Here is a 14,663-nt window from a genome sequence, read left to right on the forward strand (position 1 = left end):
GGGTTTGAGTGAAATAAGGCTCTAGCGCTTGCTGGTCAAGCGCTAGTAGCTATATTTTCAATAGCAAATCACGAGTCGAGCGTGCTGCTGTCCGCCACGCGGCTGAGGCTGGGCGGCACCTTCTCGCCCGCGCGGCGCGCGCGAAACAGCGCGGCGCGCATCAGGAAGATGTTGGTCACGGGCACGGTGATGGCGATGAACAGGGCAATCAGCAGCGCATGCAGCGCCAGGCCGTTGCCCGTCACGGAGAAGTACACCAGCGTGGCATGCATGATGCACCAGCAGCCCATCGTGGCGATGATGGAGGGTGCGTGCACGCGCTCGAAGTAGGTGGCCAGGCGCAGAAGCCCCAGTGACCCCATGAACGCGATGGTCGCGCCGCACAGCACCAGCGCGGACAGCACGATGTCCAGCCACAGCGGCAGTGCGTCGCTCATTCGATCACCTCGCCGCGCAAGAGGAACTTGGCCATGGCCGTGGAGCTGACGAAGCCCAGCAGTGCGATCAACATGGCGGCCTCGAAGTAGTTGGTGCTGCCGTAGTAGATGCCCAGTACCAGCATGAGCAGCATGCCGTTGAGGTACATGCAGTCCAGCGCCAGCACGCGGTCCTGCGCGGCGGGGCCCTTGAGCAGGCGCACCAGGCACAGCACCATGGCCGCGGCCAGCAGGAACATGGCGATGGGCAGCGCCCAGGACAGTACGGAACCGGTCATTCGAAAATCTCCATCAGCGGGCGCTCGTAGCTCGCCTTGACGTGGTCGATGATGGCCTGCGCATCGTCCACCTCCAGCACATGCAGCATCAGCAGACTGCGGTCCAGCGACAGCTCGGCCCAGGAGGTGCCAGGGGTGATGCACACGATCATGGCCAGTACGGCGAGGGCGTTGGGGTCGCGCAGCTCCAGCGGAATCTTGACGAAGTCCGGCGGGTGGCGGCGCTGCGACGGCAGCAGCAGAAAGCGCAGCACGGCAAGGTTGGATCGCGTGGTGTCCACCATCACCGTGAAGCACAGCCGGATGATCGTGCCGAGGTGGCGCACGCGCACCTTCTGCGGGCGCAATTCGCTGAACAGCACCGGCAGGCCCCATGCGAGTACCAGTGCCAGCAGGACGTGGCCGATGCTGGTGGTGTGGTTGAGCAGCAGCCACATCACGAACAAACCCAGGGAGACCAGCGGGGCGGGCAGCAGCTTCTTCATCATGGTGCGGCCTTCGTGGTGGCAGAGCTTTCCGCGCGCTCAGGCGTCGGCGTCGTGGTGGGGCCGGGAATGGGGGCGGCCGTCATCACGGCGCGTACATACGTGCCCGGCGCATGCAGCCCGTTGGCCGTTGCCTCGGTGAAACGCATCACGCCGTTGGCCTGCAGGGTGAGCGCCACGCAGGCCCCCAGCAGTATGGCGATGGGCAGCCCCTCCATCACGCGCAACTGGGGCGTGGGGCGGTCGTGCGCGGCCCAGAAGTGGCGTATGCCCGAGCGCGTGAGCGCCAGCAGCGCCAGCAGACCCGTGGCGATCATCAGCGCGATCAACGTCCAGCCCGGCAGGCCGGGCTGGGTGCCGGCCGAGGAGCCGAGCCCCAGCGGGTTTATCAGCGCCGTCAGCATCGCGAACTTGCCGATGAAGCCGGACAGCGGCGGTAGGCCCGCAATCACCAGCGTACAGGCCATGTAGGCCAGACCCAGAAACGCGGCCGCGGCGGGGATGACGCGGCCGACCAGCACTTCCTCGTCCTCGTCCAGGTTCAGGCCGGTGGTGGGCATTAGCTCGGGGGTGAGGAAGGGCGCCACGTCGTCCAGTTCGTAAGGCGCCAGCGACGCGCCATCGTTGCGCCAGCGGTCGATCAGGTCGGCCAGCAGGAACAGCGCGCTCACGGCCAGCGTGGAGCTGGGCAGGTAGTACAGCAGCCCGGCGGTGAGCGCGTTCTGCCCGAAGCCTGCCGCCGCCAGTAGCGTGCCCGACGACAGCACGGCCGCATGACCCGCCAGGTGGGTGAGGCGCTGCGAGGCCATCATGCCGATGGCGCCGAATGCCATGGTGACCATACCGCCGCCGATCAGCCACAGGCTGCCGAACAGGGAGGAGGGACCGGCCTCGCTGCTGAACATCAGCGTCCACAGGCGCAGCAGCGTGTAGATGCCCACCTTGGTCATCAGGGCGAACAGCGCACCCACGGGCGCCGTGGCCGCGCTGTAGGCCGGCACCAGCCAGAAGTTCAGGGGCCACACGGCCGCCTTGATGAGAAACGCCGTGGCCAGGATGGCGGCCGCCGAGTGCAACAACCCCCGGTCGGCGGCCGACACCTGCGGGATGGCCTGCGCCAGGTCGGCCATGTTGAGCGTGCCGGTGATGCCGTAGAGCATGGACGCGCCGATCAGGAACAGCGAGGACGCCGCCAGGTTGATGGCAATGTAGTGGAGGCCGGCCTGCACGCGCGTGCGGCCGGCGCCGTGCAGCAGCAGGCCGTACGAGGCTGCCAGCAGGATCTCGAAGAAGACGAACAGGTTGAACAGGTCGCCCGTGAGGAAGGCGCCCCCCAGCCCCATGAGCTGCAACTGGAACAGCGTGTGGTAGTGCACGCCGGCGCGGTGCCAGCGCGCACCGGCGAACACGATGGAGCACAGCGCCACGAAGCCCGTCAGCAGCAGCATCATGGCCGAGAGCCGGTCCAGCACCAGCACGATGCCGAACGGCGCCGGCCAGTTGCCCGGCAGGTACACACCCATGGTTGCGGGCGCTCCGGATTCGTGCGACCACAGCAGCAGCGCCACGGCCACCAGCAGCCCGAGCAGGGTGGACAGGATGTTCAGGCCCAGCTTCAGGCGCTGCTGCTCTTCCTTCATGGTGAGCAGCAAAGCGGCCGTGAGCATCGGCAGCCCGATGGGCGCCAGCATCAGGTGCGGCATGAGCAGGGAGGTCAGCTCCGCGATGCGGCTCATGGCATCTCCTGCGTTTCACGCGAGTGCGAGCCGTCCACGTGGTCGGTGCCCGACATGCCCCGCGAAGCCAGTAGCACGACGAGGAACAGTGCGGTCATGGCAAAGCCGATCACGATGGCGGTGAGCACCAGCGCCTGGGGCATGGGGTCGGCGTAATGCTGCAGATCCTGCGGCACGCCGGGCACGAGCACGGGCTCCTTGTCCACGGCCAGGCCCAGGCGACCCATGCTGAAGATGAACAGGTTCACGGCATACGACAGCAGCGACAGGCCCATGATGACCTGGAAGGTGCGGGGGCGCAGCAGCAGCCAGACGCCCGAGCCCGTGAGCACGCCGATGGACAGAGCCAGCACGATTTCCATCAGACGGCTCCTTGTGTGGCCGGGACGGCTGCTTGCTCGCTAGCCGCTTGTTGTTCTTCTTCCATGAGACGGGCGTGGTAACGGTGGCTGCGCACCGACTGGTGGGCGATGGCCGTAAGGATGAGCAGCGTGGAGCCGACGACGAGCGCGAAGACGCCCATGTCGAAGAACATGGCGCTGGCCACGTGGAGGTCCCCGATCAGCGGCAGGTGCAGGTGCGCGGTGTGGCTGGTAAGGAACGGATAACCCAGCGCCACGGCGCCCAGGCCGGTGCCCAGCGCCAGCAGCAGGCCGGAGGCGATCCAGCGCCGCGGATACAGGGGCAGGTGCGCCTCGACCCACGACGTGCCCGAAATGATGTACTGCAGCACCAGCCCCACCGAGAACACCAGCCCCGCCACGAAGCCGCCGCCCGGCTGGTTGTGCCCGCGCATGAAGAGGTAGAAGGCCACCAGGGCCGAGAACGGCAGCAGCAGCCGCACCAGCACCGCGGGCACCATCAGGTAACCGATGGCCGTGTCGGTGGCGTTGCGCGGGTTCAGCAGGTCGGTCTGTAGATCGGCCGGCAGGTAGCGCTGCTGCTCGGGCAGGTCCATGGTCTCCACCGCGGGGCGAAAGCGCCGCAGCAGCGCATACACCGTGAGCGCCACGATGCCCAGCACCACGATCTCGCCGAAGGTGTCGAACCCGCGGAAGTCCACCAGCATGACGTTGACCACGTTGGTGCCGCCGCCTTCGGTGAGGGCGCGCTCCAGGAAGAACGTGGAGGTGCTCTGCGCGAAGGGCCGGCTCATCATGGCAAATGCCAGCCACGCCATGCCGCTGCCCGCGGCGACGGCCAGCAGCAGGTCGCGCACACGCCGCGTGCGCGCCAGCGCGGCGCTGGCGGGCGAGGCGGGCAGGCTTTCGTCGCGCTTGGGCAGCCAGCGCAGGCCCAGCAGGATCAGGATGGTGGTGACCAGTTCCACGGCCAGCTGGGTGAGTGCGAGGTCCGGCGCAGAGAACCACAGGAAGGTGATGCAGACGCACAGACCTGCACCGCCCATGAGGGTCAGTGCGGCCAGGCGGTGGTACTTGGCCTGCCAGGCCGAGGCCACGGCGCAGACCATGCCCAACGCCCAGATCAGCACGAAAGCGGGCGACAGCGGCAGCGTGCCCCGGTCTCCCAGCTGCAAGCCACGTGTGTACAGCGGCATGGCGGCGCCCACGAGCGTGACGAGCACCAGCCACAGCATCTGCCACTGCAGGCGGTGCGTGGACAGCAGGCGCCGCCCGCTGTGCCCCCAGCGCGTGATCTGCACCAGCACTGCCTCGAACACGCCGCGTCCGCTGACGCGGTGCATCAGTGGGGCGGCGTTGATGCGGCCTTGCTTGCGCTCCCAGCGCAACACCATGTACAGGGCGGTGCCGCCGACCAGCGCCACCAGGCTCATCATGAAGGGCGTGTTGAAGCCGTGCCAGACCGCCAGGCTGAAGGCCGGCAGTTCGCCCCCCACCACCGGCAGCGCCGCGGCATTCAGGTACTGGCCGATCGACCACGCGGGCAGCACGCCCACCACCAGGCAGGCGCAGACCAGCAGCTCCACCGGCACGCGCATCCAGTGCGGCGGCTCATGGGGCTCGTGCGGCAGGTCGGTCGCGGGGGGGCCCCAGAACACATCGACGATGAAGCGCAGCGAATACGCCACGCTGAACATGCCCGCGACGGTGGCCGCGATCGGCAGTATCTGGGCCACGGCCGGCGCAGCGTCGAAGAACACCGTCTCCGCGAAGAACATCTCCTTGGACAGGAAGCCGTTGAGCAGCGGCACGCCCGCCATGGCGGCGCTGGCGACCGTAGCCAGCGTGGCGGTGACGGGCATCATGCGTCGCAGGCCCGAGAGGCGCCGTATGTCGCGCGTGCCGCTTTCGTGATCGATGATGCCTGCGGCCATGAACAGCGACGCCTTGAACGTGGCGTGGTTCATGATGTGGAACACGGCGGCCACGGCGGCCAGAGGGCTGTTGAGGCCCAGCAGCAGCGTGATCAGGCCCAGGTGCGAGATCGTGGAATACGCCAGCAGGCCCTTGAGGTCGTTCTGAAACATGGCCGCGTAGCCGCCGATGAGCAGCGTGGCCAGGCCCGCGCCGCCCACCAGCCAGAACCACGGCTCGGTGCCGCCCATGACGGGCCACAGCCGTGCCAGCAGGAAGACGCCCGCCTTCACCATGGTGGCCGAGTGCAGGTACGACGACACGGGCGTGGGCGCAGCCATGGCGTTGGGCAGCCAGAAGTGGAACGGAAACTGCGCACTCTTGGTGAACGCCCCCAGCAGCACCAGTACCAGCGCCGTGAGGTACATGGGGTGGTCGCGCACCAGCTCGGCTGCGCCCAGCACGCGGTCCAGGTCATAGCTGCCCACGATGTGGCCCAGCACCAGCATGCCGGCCAGCATGCACAGTCCGCCCGCGCCCGTCACGGTGAGGGCCATGCGCGCGCCCCGGCGGGCGTCTTCGCGGTGGTGCCAATAGCCGATGAGCAGGAACGAGAACAGGCTGGTGAGTTCCCAGAAGAACACCAGCTGGATGATGTTGCCCGACAGCACCACGCCGGCCATGGCGCCCATGAAAGCCAGAAAGAACGAGAAAAAGCGCGGCACCGGGTCCGCCGGCGACATGTAGTAGCGCGCATATAGCACCACCAGCGTGCCGATGCCGAACACCAGCATGCTGAACATCCAGGCGAACCCGTCCATGCGGATGACCAGGTTCAGGCCCAGCGCAGGCAACCAGGTGATCTCCTCGCGCAACACGCCCGCTTCGGCGATCTGGGGGAAGTACAGCGCCGTTTGCACCGTGCAAAACAGCGCGACCAGGCCCGCGAGCGTGGACTCGGTATTGCGCGCATTCGCGGGCAGCACGGCCGCCAGCAAGCTGCCCACAAAGGGAAGAAGAATGAGGAGGGTCAGAGGCATCAGCGTCTGATTCTAGGGCGTCGCCCCTTCCTGCGTGCTATGAAAACCCGAGCAAGTGGCGGCGATTACGCTGCCGTCCAGCGCGTTATGGCGCGCGGCTACCGGTGTGTGTCAGCGTGAGGAGGGGCTGTCGCCAACCCCCGCGCCGGAGGCTGTAGGCGCGCCCGCGGGCGTTGATACGGTTGGATAGGCGGCGCCATTGACGGTGAGCCCCTGCGCCGACAGCCGGGCGGCGGCCGCGGGGCCGATGCCCTTCACGCGTGCGATCAGGTCGCTCCAGTCCTGAAAGGGCCCGCGTGCCCGCTCTGCCAGGATGCGCGACGACATTGCCGGCCCGATGCCCCTGACGTCATCCAGGTCCGCTTCGCGTGCGCGGTTCACGTCCACGCCGGCCAGCGCGACGGCGGCATGCAGCAGCACGAGCGCTACGCTCGCATGCCGCAGGGCCGCAGGCATGCGCACGGCTACAGCTCCTCGACGCGACGCGCTGGATAACTGTCCCAGGTCTGGCAGCCCGGGCATTGCCAGAAGTGCTGGCGTGCCTCGAACCCGCAGGCTGCGCAGCGGTAGCGCGTGAGCGGCTTTGCCGCTTGCTCCAGCGCGCGCTGGATTTGCGGGTGGAACTGCTCATGGGTCAGCGTCTCGCCTGCCAGCCACTTCGTCGCGGCGACCAGGGAGGGCTCGCGCTCCAGGTGGCGCACGTACCATTCGCGCCCCACGGCCGCAGTGTCCGCGTTGGCAGCCTCCAGCGCCACCACGGCTTCCAGCAGATCCAGGGATGGCATGTCCTCGTAGTGGTGCTGCAGCAGCGCCTGGGCCAGCGGCGCTTGTCCCGTGGCGGTGGCGGTTTCCACCAGCAGCGGTGCGGCCAGCGGCAGCGCGGCGGGTGCGGCCTGGGCGAGCGCTTGCAGGGTGTCGAAGGCCGCTTCGGGCTGGCCCTGGCGCTGCTGCAGCCGCGCCAGCTCGATGCGCGCGCGCGGCGCCTGGGGCGCCGTGGCCAGGGCCTGCTCCAGCAGCGCCTGGGCGGCGGGCAGTTCGCCATGGGCCGCCAGCGCCAGCGCCTGCTCGCACAGGTAGTGCGCCAGCCGGGTGCTGAAGTCGCCCTGCTGCGCATCGTGCATGCGCCGTGCAATGTCGGACGCCTGTGGCCAGTCGCGCGAACGCTCGTAAATGGCCAGCAGGGCCATGCGTGCCTGGCCCTCGAAGGCGCTGCCCTCCAGGCGGCGCAGTGCGTCTTCCGCGCGGTCGAGCAGGCCTGCCTTGAGGAAGTCCAGCGCCAGCGCATGCTGTGCGCGCTCGCGGTCGGCGCGGCTCAGGTCGCCGCGCGACAGCAGGTGCTCGTGCACCCGCACGGCGCGGTTGTACTCGCCGCGGCGGCGAAACAGGTTGCCCAGGGCGAAGTGCAGTTCGGTGGTGTCAGGGTCGCTCTGCACCGCCTCGATGAAGGCATCGATGGCCTGGTCTTGCTGCTCGTTGAGAAGGTAGTTCAGGCCCTTGAAGTAAGCCTTGGGTGCGCGGCGGTTCTCCTCGCGCATCTGCCGCAGGTCGAAACGCGAGGCGAACCACCCCAGCCCGAAGGCCAGCGGCAGCCCCAGGAAGATCCAGCTCAGGTCAAATTCCATGGACGGGTGGCTGCGGCAGGGCGGGGTCGACCGCCGCCGGAGATGCGGCGGTGGGCGCGGCGGGGCGCGGCAAGGCCTGGTGCGCGCGGCGCGCAGCGCTGCGGTGGCGCCACCAGCGCGGCACCATGCCCAGCACGCCCACGGCCACGCCAAGCGCGAAGGCCGTCAGCACGATCAGTACGGCCGGTGCCGTCCACTGCGTGCCGAAGAAAAAGTACACCGTGGCGTCCTGCTGGTTGTTCAGCGCGAACGCGAACAGGGTAAAAAAAATGGCTGCCTTGAGCAGCCACAGGAGGTATTTCATGCATCTCCCCAGTGGTGGCGAGATTCTACGGGCAGCGTAGCGGCCTGAGCGGTGGGCGGCAGGCCATCCGTTGGCCTCAAGCCAAAAACGGCTCTAGCGCCTGCCCAGCAAGCGTGAACAGCTATGGTTTTATTGCGCCTGTACGCCCTGCAGTTCAGCGGTGCGCTGGTCCACGGTTTCGCGCAGTGCCTTGCCGGGCTTGAAGTGGGGAACGCGCTTTTCGGGGATATGCACCGCCTCGCCGCTGCGCGGATTGCGGCCCATGCGCGGGGGGCGGCGGTTGACCGAGAAGCTGCCAAAGCCGCGGATCTCGATGCGGTGCCCGCGCACCAGTGCATCGCTCACGGCGTCCAGAATGGTCTTGACGGCGTATTCGGCGTCGCGCTGGGTGAGCTGCCCAAAGCGGGCAGCCAGTTCTTCGACGAGGTCAGATCGGGTCATGGGACGGCATTCGGGCAGAGGTTGATGTGACAGCGGGCGCTACCAGAGCGCCCGCTGTGTGTGGTGTGCCGCCACCCGCAGGTGGCGGAACACCGGCGCCTGCAGGGCAGGCCGCGACGGATTACTTGTCGGAGTTGTCCAGCTTGGCGCGCAGCAGGGCGCCCAGGCTGGTGGTACCGGCGTTTTCCTTCGCGGACTGGGCCGACAGGTGCGCCATGGCTTCCTGCTGGTCAACCATGTCCTTTTGCTTGATGGACAGCTGGATGTTGCGGGTCTTGCGATCCACGTTCACCACCACGGCCGTGACCTCGTCGCCTTCCTTCAGCACGTTGCGGGCATCTTCCACGCGGTCGCGGGAGATTTCCGAAGCGCGCAGGTAGCCCACGATGTCTTCGCCCAGATCGATCTCGGCGCCACGGGCGTCCACGGTCTTGACCTTGCCGGTCACCGTCTGGCCCTTGTCGTTCACCGTCACGAAGGTGGTGAACGGGTCGCCGTCGAGCTGCTTGATGCCCAGGGAGATACGCTCGCGGTCCACGTCCACGGCCAGCACGATCGCCTCGACTTCCTGGCCCTTCTTGTAGTTGCGCACGGCGGATTCGCCGGGCTCGTTCCAGGACAGGTCGGACAGGTGCACCAGGCCGTCGATGCCGGCAGCCAGGCCCACGAACACGCCGAAGTCGGTGATCGACTTGATCGGGCCCTTGACGCGGTCGCCGCGCTTGGTGTCCTGCGCGAATTCTTGCCAGGGGTTGGCTTTGCACTGCTTCATGCCCAGGCTGATGCGGCGCTTGTCTTCGTCGATCTCCAGGACCATGACTTCGACTTCGTCACCCAGCGACACGAGCTTGGAAGGAGCCACGTTCTTGTTGGTCCAGTCCATTTCGGAGACGTGCACCAGGCCTTCGATGCCGGGCTCCAGCTCGACGAACGCACCGTAGTCGGCGATGTTCGTGACCTTGCCGAACAGGCGCGTGCCCGAGGGGTAGCGGCGCGATACGCCCAGCCACGGGTCGTCGCCCATTTGCTTGAGGCCCAGCGAGACGCGGTTCTTCTCGGTGTCGAACTTGAGGATCTTGGCCGTGATTTCCTGGCCGGCGGTGACCACCTCGGAGGGGTGGCGCACGCGGCGCCATGCCATGTCGGTGATGTGCAGCAGGCCGTCGATGCCGCCCAGGTCCACGAACGCACCGTATTCGGTGATGTTCTTGACCACGCCGTTGACGATGGCGCCTTCTTTCAGCGTTTCCATCAGCTTGGCGCGCTCTTCGCCCATGGAGGCTTCCACCACGGCGCGGCGGCTCAGCACCACGTTGTTGCGCTTGCGGTCCAGCTTGATGACCTTGAACTCCAGGGTCTTGTTTTCGTACGGAGTCAGGTCCTTGACGGGACGGGTGTCGATCAGCGAACCGGGCAGGAAGGCGCGGATGCCGTTGACCAGCACCGTCAGGCCGCCCTTGACCTTGCCGGAGGTCGTGCCGGTCACGAATTCGCCGGATTCCAGCGCCTTCTCCAGCGACAGCCAGGAGGCCAGACGCTTGGCGGTGTCGCGCGACAGGATGGTGTCGCCGTAGCCGTTTTCGATGGAGCCGATGGCCACGGACACGAAGTCGCCCACTTGGACTTCGATCTCGCCCTGGTCGTTCTTGAATTCGTCGATCGGCACATAGGCTTCCGACTTCAGGCCAGCGTTCACCACGACGAAGTTGTGCTCCACGCGCACGACTTCAGCGGTGATGACTTCGCCGGGACGCATTTCGGTGCGTGTCAACGACTCTTCAAAAAGGGCGGCAAAAGATTCAGACATGTAGTTCCTTGCCCGCATGCAGGTTTCCGACGGCACCATTGCCTTCGTTTCTAAGACTGCCTGCGGAGGTTGTGCGGCATCACACCGCGGGGTTGAGGTTGTAAGAACCACACGGCCAGTGCGCAGTCAGGGCGCGGCGGGAGCCGTGTGGGCCATGTACCGGCCGTCAGCACTTACGCGCCGAACGGCTGGCGAGCCTGCCACCAGTCAATCACCTGCATCACGGCCTCGTCGATCGTGTGCTCGGAGTTGTCCAGTACCAGGGCGTCCTGCGCGGGCTTCAGGGGCGAGGCACTGCGGTTTGCGTCCCGCGCGTCCCGCGCTTCCAAGTCTGCGCGAAGGTCGGCGATATTAGCCGAAATTCCCTTGGAAATCAACTGCTTATAGCGGCGCTCGGCCCGGCAGGCGGCGCTGGCCGTGAGGAAGACCTTGAGCGGTGCTTGCGGGAAGATCACCGTGCCCATGTCGCGCCCGTCGGCCACCAGGCCCGGCAGGCGGCGAAAGCCATGCTGCAGCGCGACCAGGGCGCCGCGCACCGCCGGCAGCGCCGACACGCGCGAGGCGTTCATGCCGGCCTGCTCGGTGCGGATGGCGTCGGTAACGTCTTCCTCGCCCAGCCAGATGCGGTCGCCCGCGAAGCGCACGGGCAGTTGCCGCGCCAGTTCGGCGATGCGCGGCTCGTTGTCGGGGCTGATCTCCAGGCCCGCACGGGTCGCCGCGAGGGCGGTGACGCGGTACAGCGCCCCTGAATCCAGGAAGTGGTAGCCCAGCGCACGCGCCACGGCAGCGGCCACCGTGCCCTTGCCCGAGGCCGTCGGGCCGTCGATGCAGATCACGGGGATGCGGTCCGCGTCGGTCTGCGCCACCTGGAACAGGGCCTCGAAGTAATCCGGGAAGGTCTTGGCGACGCACTTGGGGTCTTCGATGCGCACGGGCAGCCCGGCCGGGTTGAAGGCCGCCAGCGAAAAGCACATGGCCACACGGTGGTCGTCGTAGGTGTGGATGCTGGCGGCGCGCCAGTCGCCGGACTGGGCGGGTGGCGTCACGCGCAGGTAGTCCGCGCCTTCCTCCACCGTGGCGCCCAGCTTGCGCAGCTCGCAGGTCATGGCCGCGATGCGGTCGGTTTCCTTGACGCGCCAGCTTGCGATGTTGCGCAATACGGTCGTGCCCCGCGCATACAGCGCCATGACGGCGAGGGTCATCGCTGCATCGGGGATGTGGTTGCAGTCCAGGTCGATCGCCTTGAGCGGCCAGGTGTCGCGGGCCACCTCCAGCCAATTGGGGCCGCCGGTGACGCGTGCGCCCATGGCTTGTGCGGCCTCGACGAAGCGGATGTCGCCCTGGATCGAATCCAGTCCAACGCCCAGGATCTTGATGCCATTTTGGCCGCTAGCGCCCGCAGCGATTGCGCCAGCAGCTATGAAATAGCTAGCAGATGATGCATCCGCCTCCACATGGATCAGCCCCGGCGATTGGTACCGGCTGCCCGCGGGAATGGTGAAGCGCTGCCACTGCTCGTGCCGCACGGCGATGCCAAAGCGCGCCAGCAGCTCCAGCGTGATGTGGATGTAGGGCTTGGAGATCAGCTCACCCACGACTTCGATCACCACGTCCTGCTGCCGGGCCACCAGCGGCAGCGCCATCAGCAGCGCGGTGAGGAACTGGCTGGACACGTCGCCGCGCACGCGGATCGGCGCCTGCAGCTGCAGCGGCGGCAGGCCGCCCGCGTGGGCGATGCGCAGCGGTGGAAAGCCTTCGTTGCCCAGGTAGTCGATGCGGCAGCCGAGCTGGCGCAGGGCGTCCACCAGGTCGCCAATGGGACGCTCGTGCATGCGCGGCACGCCCGACAGTTCGTACTCGCCGCCCAGCAGCGCGAGTGCCGCGGTGAGCGGGCGCATGGCCGTGCCGGCGTTGCCCATGAAGAGCTGCGTGGGCGGGGGCGGCGTGGACGATCCCAAACCCGTGATGCGCACGTTGCCGCCTCCGGCTTCGTCGACCGTGCAGCCGAGCTGGCGCAGCGCATCCAGCATCACGCGCGTGTCGTCTGAGGCCAGCAGGTCGCGCACCTCGGTCGTACCCTGGCTCAACGCGGCCAGCAGCAGCACGCGGTTGGAGATGCTCTTGGAGCCCGGCAGCTGCACGCTGCCCTGCACGCTGGCCAGGGGCGGCAGGTCGAGGAACGCGGTGGAGAACATCAGTGGTCCTTGTGCTTGCGGGGCGCGCCCATGCGCCAGTGCGCGCGGGTGTGACTGGCGAGCGTGATGAGGTCTTCCAGCGCCTGGTCGTTGTCGGCCTGCATGGCCTCCTCCAGCGTCTGCAGTGCCTGCTTGAACACGCGCGACTGGGCCAGCACCTCGTCGCGGTTGGCGCGCAGGATGTCGCGCCACATCTTGGGGTCGCTGGCGGCGATGCGCGTGAAGTCGCGAAAGCCGGGTCCGGCCAGCGCGAGCAGTTCGTCCGCGTTGGGCTGTGCGGTGATGCCCGAGATCATGGCGAACGCGAGCATGTGCGGCAGATGGCTCACGGCCGCGAAGCTGGCGTCGTGTGCTTCGGGCGACATGCTGCTCACGTGGCAGCCCAGGGCGCGCCACACTTCCTCCGCGCGGTGCAGTTGGGCGGTGAGGGTGCGCTCGGTGGGGGTCAGGATCACCTGGCGGCCGGTGTACAGGTCGACGTCGGCATGTTCCACGCCCGACACCTCGCGCCCTGTGATCGGGTGCGCCGGCACGAACGAGCCGATCTGGTCACGCAGCGCGCGGCGCGCGGCCTGCACCACGTCGGCCTTGGTGGAGCCCACGTCCATGAGCAGCATCTGCGGTGTGACCAGGTGCTTGATGGCCTTCAAGGTGGATTCGGTCGCGGCCACGGGAACGGCCAGCAGCACGATGTCGGCACCCGCGGCGGCCAGCAGCGCGGAGGGCGCCTCAACGTCGATCACGCCGAGCTGGCGCGCCCGATCGGTGGTGGAGGGCGACTTGCTGTAGCCTACGACGCGCTTGACCAGCCCCGCCTTCTTCAATGCCAGGGCGAAGGAGCCGCCCATGAGGCCGCAGCCGATCAGTCCCAGTTGTTCAAACATGCTGCCCCCTCACGCCGGAACGGGGTAGGTGCCCAGCACCTTGTAGAAGGCGCACAGCTGCTGCAGCTCGGCCAGCGCGGCGGCCACGTTGGGCTGGGCGGGGTGGCCTTCGATGTCGATGTAGAAGTAGTACTCCCACTGTCCTGTGCGCGCGGGGCGGGATTCAAAGCGCGTCATGGACACGCCGTGCTTCTTCAGGGGTACCAGCAGGTCGTGTACGGCGCCGGGACGGTTAGGCACCGAGATGATGAGGCTGGTGCAGTCCCGCCCCGTGGGCGCGGGCGTGGCCAGCGTGTGCGGCAGGCAAATCACGGCAAAGCGCGTGCGGTTGTAGGCGTCGTCCTGGATGGCGTGGGCCACCACATGCAGGCCGAACTGCTGTGCGGCGCGCTCGCTGGAGATGCCGGCCCACGCCGGGTTGGTGGCGGCCAGGCGTGCGCCTTCGGCATTGCTGGACACGGGCCGTCGCTCGGCGTGGGGCAGGTGCTTGGACAGCCAGCCCTGGCACTGTGCCAGCGCCTGGGGATGGGCCAACACGGACTCGATGTGCTCGGCGCTGTTGGTGGAGCGCAGCAGGTTGTGGCGCACCAGCAGGCTGACCTCGCCGACCACATGGCAGGGGGTGTGCAGGAACATGTCCAGCGAGCGCGTGACCACGCCCTCGTTGGAATTCTCCACGCCCACCACGCCGTACTGCGCGCTGCCCGCGGCCGTGGCGTGGAACACCTCGTCGAAGCTGTTGCAGTACATCAGGTCGGCCGCGCCGCCGAAGTACTCGATGGCTGCCTGCTCGCAGAACGTGCCCTCGGGGCCCAGCACGGCCACGCGCTGGGGCGATTCCAGCGCCAGGCAGGCAGACATGATCTCGCGCCAGATGGCGGACACGTGTGCGCCTTTGAGCGGGCCGGGGTTGGCTTTGGTGATCTTCTCGATCACCTGGGCGACGCGGTCGGGGCGGAAGTAGGGCGTGCCCTCGCGCTTCTTCAGCTCGCCCACCTGCTCGGCCACGCGGGCGCGCTGGTTGAGAAGCTGCAGCAGCTGGTGGTCCAGCGAATCGATCTGCACGCGCAGATCGGCCAGCGCGGGGCTGGCCTGGGGTGTGGGGCTTGAAGCGTTGTCTGCCATGGATTTGATAGCTGTCCGCGCTTGTCTGTTCTG

The 14,663-nt window shown here is 67.6% G+C and carries 14 protein-coding genes; all 14 read right to left on the reverse strand.

What is annotated here, in order from left to right; all coding sequences use genetic code 11:
• Nucleotides 1-68 precede the first annotated feature (68 nt).
• The 14 genes from QY917_RS03225 to pheA all read right to left on the reverse strand — a co-directional run bounded on the left by QY917_RS03225 (nt 69) and on the right by pheA (nt 14,630).
• The gene (locus QY917_RS03225; protein WP_123676476.1) at nt 69-437 is read right to left on the reverse strand and encodes a monovalent cation/H(+) antiporter subunit G; all 369 of its coding nucleotides are present in this window, start codon (nt 435-437) and stop codon (nt 69-71) included.
• Nucleotides 434-715, reverse strand: coding sequence for a K+/H+ antiporter subunit F (locus tag QY917_RS03230; protein WP_011805678.1), 282 nt, complete (start codon nt 713-715; stop codon nt 434-436). Before QY917_RS03230 ends, QY917_RS03225 begins: the two co-directional genes overlap by 4 nt.
• On the reverse strand, nt 712-1,203 hold the full coding sequence (locus tag QY917_RS03235; RefSeq protein ID WP_015912998.1) for a Na+/H+ antiporter subunit E: 492 nt from the start codon (nt 1,201-1,203) through the stop codon (nt 712-714). The genes QY917_RS03230 and QY917_RS03235 overlap by 4 nt, the downstream gene beginning before the upstream one ends.
• Nucleotides 1,200-2,936, reverse strand: coding sequence for a monovalent cation/H+ antiporter subunit D (locus QY917_RS03240; RefSeq protein ID WP_088887029.1), 1,737 nt, complete (start codon nt 2,934-2,936; stop codon nt 1,200-1,202). Before QY917_RS03240 ends, QY917_RS03235 begins: the two co-directional genes overlap by 4 nt.
• Nucleotides 2,933-3,298, reverse strand: coding sequence for a Na+/H+ antiporter subunit C (locus QY917_RS03245; RefSeq protein ID WP_011805675.1), 366 nt, complete (start codon nt 3,296-3,298; stop codon nt 2,933-2,935). The genes QY917_RS03240 and QY917_RS03245 overlap by 4 nt, the downstream gene beginning before the upstream one ends.
• A complete protein-coding gene (locus QY917_RS03250; RefSeq protein WP_123676475.1) occupies nt 3,298-6,252 on the reverse strand; it encodes a monovalent cation/H+ antiporter subunit A in 2,955 nt (984 codons plus the stop codon). The genes QY917_RS03245 and QY917_RS03250 overlap by 1 nt, the downstream gene beginning before the upstream one ends.
• A gap of 111 nt (nt 6,253-6,363) precedes the next feature.
• Nucleotides 6,364-6,708 (reverse strand): helix-hairpin-helix domain-containing protein, encoded by a 345-nt coding sequence (locus tag QY917_RS03255; RefSeq protein ID WP_123676581.1) that lies wholly within the window; start codon nt 6,706-6,708, stop codon nt 6,364-6,366.
• A gap of 8 nt (nt 6,709-6,716) precedes the next feature.
• Nucleotides 6,717-7,874, reverse strand: coding sequence for a lipopolysaccharide assembly protein LapB (gene lapB / locus QY917_RS03260; protein WP_123676474.1), 1,158 nt, complete (start codon nt 7,872-7,874; stop codon nt 6,717-6,719).
• Nucleotides 7,864-8,178: a lipopolysaccharide assembly LapA domain-containing protein gene (locus tag QY917_RS03265; protein WP_123676473.1), complete on the reverse strand. Its 315-nt coding sequence runs from the start codon at nt 8,176-8,178 to the stop codon at nt 7,864-7,866. The genes lapB and QY917_RS03265 overlap by 11 nt, the downstream gene beginning before the upstream one ends.
• A 129-nt stretch (nt 8,179-8,307) precedes the next feature.
• A complete protein-coding gene (locus tag QY917_RS03270; RefSeq protein WP_011805670.1) occupies nt 8,308-8,619 on the reverse strand; it encodes an integration host factor subunit beta in 312 nt (103 codons plus the stop codon).
• A gap of 121 nt (nt 8,620-8,740) precedes the next feature.
• Nucleotides 8,741-10,426, reverse strand: coding sequence for a 30S ribosomal protein S1 (rpsA, locus tag QY917_RS03275; RefSeq protein WP_015913004.1), 1,686 nt, complete (start codon nt 10,424-10,426; stop codon nt 8,741-8,743).
• A 173-nt stretch (nt 10,427-10,599) separates the two neighbouring features.
• Nucleotides 10,600-12,621, reverse strand: coding sequence for a bifunctional 3-phosphoshikimate 1-carboxyvinyltransferase/cytidylate kinase (locus QY917_RS03280; protein ID WP_123676472.1), 2,022 nt, complete (start codon nt 12,619-12,621; stop codon nt 10,600-10,602).
• Nucleotides 12,621-13,505 (reverse strand): prephenate dehydrogenase/arogenate dehydrogenase family protein, encoded by an 885-nt coding sequence (locus QY917_RS03285; RefSeq protein WP_011805667.1) that lies wholly within the window; start codon nt 13,503-13,505, stop codon nt 12,621-12,623. Before QY917_RS03285 ends, QY917_RS03280 begins: the two co-directional genes overlap by 1 nt.
• 9 nt (nt 13,506-13,514) lie before the next feature.
• Entirely contained in the window at nt 13,515-14,630 is a 1,116-nt protein-coding gene (gene pheA, locus QY917_RS03290) for a prephenate dehydratase (RefSeq protein WP_123676471.1), read from the reverse strand.
• Nucleotides 14,631-14,663 lie beyond the last annotated feature (33 nt).

Origin of the sequence: Diaphorobacter sp. C33 (assembly GCF_030503915.1) — a bacterium.
Taxonomy (GTDB): domain Bacteria; phylum Pseudomonadota; class Gammaproteobacteria; order Burkholderiales; family Burkholderiaceae_C; genus Diaphorobacter; species Diaphorobacter nitroreducens.

Bases quoted from the DNA above. Each gene is read 5' to 3' on its own strand.
- QY917_RS03235 (WP_015912998.1), bottom strand. From the start codon at position 1,203: ATGATGAAGAAGCTGCTGCCCGCCCCGCTGGTCTCCCTGGGTTTGTTC.
- QY917_RS03285 (WP_011805667.1), bottom strand. From the start codon at position 13,505: ATGTTTGAACAACTGGGACTGATCGGCTGCGGCCTCATGGGCGGCTCC.
- QY917_RS03245 (WP_011805675.1), bottom strand. From the start codon at position 3,298: ATGGAAATCGTGCTGGCTCTGTCCATCGGCGTGCTCACGGGCTCGGGC.
- QY917_RS03270 (WP_011805670.1), bottom strand. From the start codon at position 8,619: ATGACCCGATCTGACCTCGTCGAAGAACTGGCTGCCCGCTTTGGGCAG.
- QY917_RS03250 (WP_123676475.1), bottom strand. From the start codon at position 6,252: ATGCCTCTGACCCTCCTCATTCTTCTTCCCTTTGTGGGCAGCTTGCTG.
- pheA (WP_123676471.1), bottom strand. From the start codon at position 14,630: ATGGCAGACAACGCTTCAAGCCCCACACCCCAGGCCAGCCCCGCGCTG.
- QY917_RS03280 (WP_123676472.1), bottom strand. From the start codon at position 12,621: ATGTTCTCCACCGCGTTCCTCGACCTGCCGCCCCTGGCCAGCGTGCAG.
- lapB (WP_123676474.1), bottom strand. From the start codon at position 7,874: ATGGAATTTGACCTGAGCTGGATCTTCCTGGGGCTGCCGCTGGCCTTC.
- QY917_RS03255 (WP_123676581.1), bottom strand. From the start codon at position 6,708: ATGCCTGCGGCCCTGCGGCATGCGAGCGTAGCGCTCGTGCTGCTGCAT.
- QY917_RS03230 (WP_011805678.1), bottom strand. From the start codon at position 715: ATGACCGGTTCCGTACTGTCCTGGGCGCTGCCCATCGCCATGTTCCTG.
- QY917_RS03240 (WP_088887029.1), bottom strand. From the start codon at position 2,936: ATGAGCCGCATCGCGGAGCTGACCTCCCTGCTCATGCCGCACCTGATG.
- rpsA (WP_015913004.1), bottom strand. From the start codon at position 10,426: ATGTCTGAATCTTTTGCCGCCCTTTTTGAAGAGTCGTTGACACGCACC.
- QY917_RS03225 (WP_123676476.1), bottom strand. From the start codon at position 437: ATGAGCGACGCACTGCCGCTGTGGCTGGACATCGTGCTGTCCGCGCTG.
- QY917_RS03265 (WP_123676473.1), bottom strand. From the start codon at position 8,178: ATGAAATACCTCCTGTGGCTGCTCAAGGCAGCCATTTTTTTTACCCTG.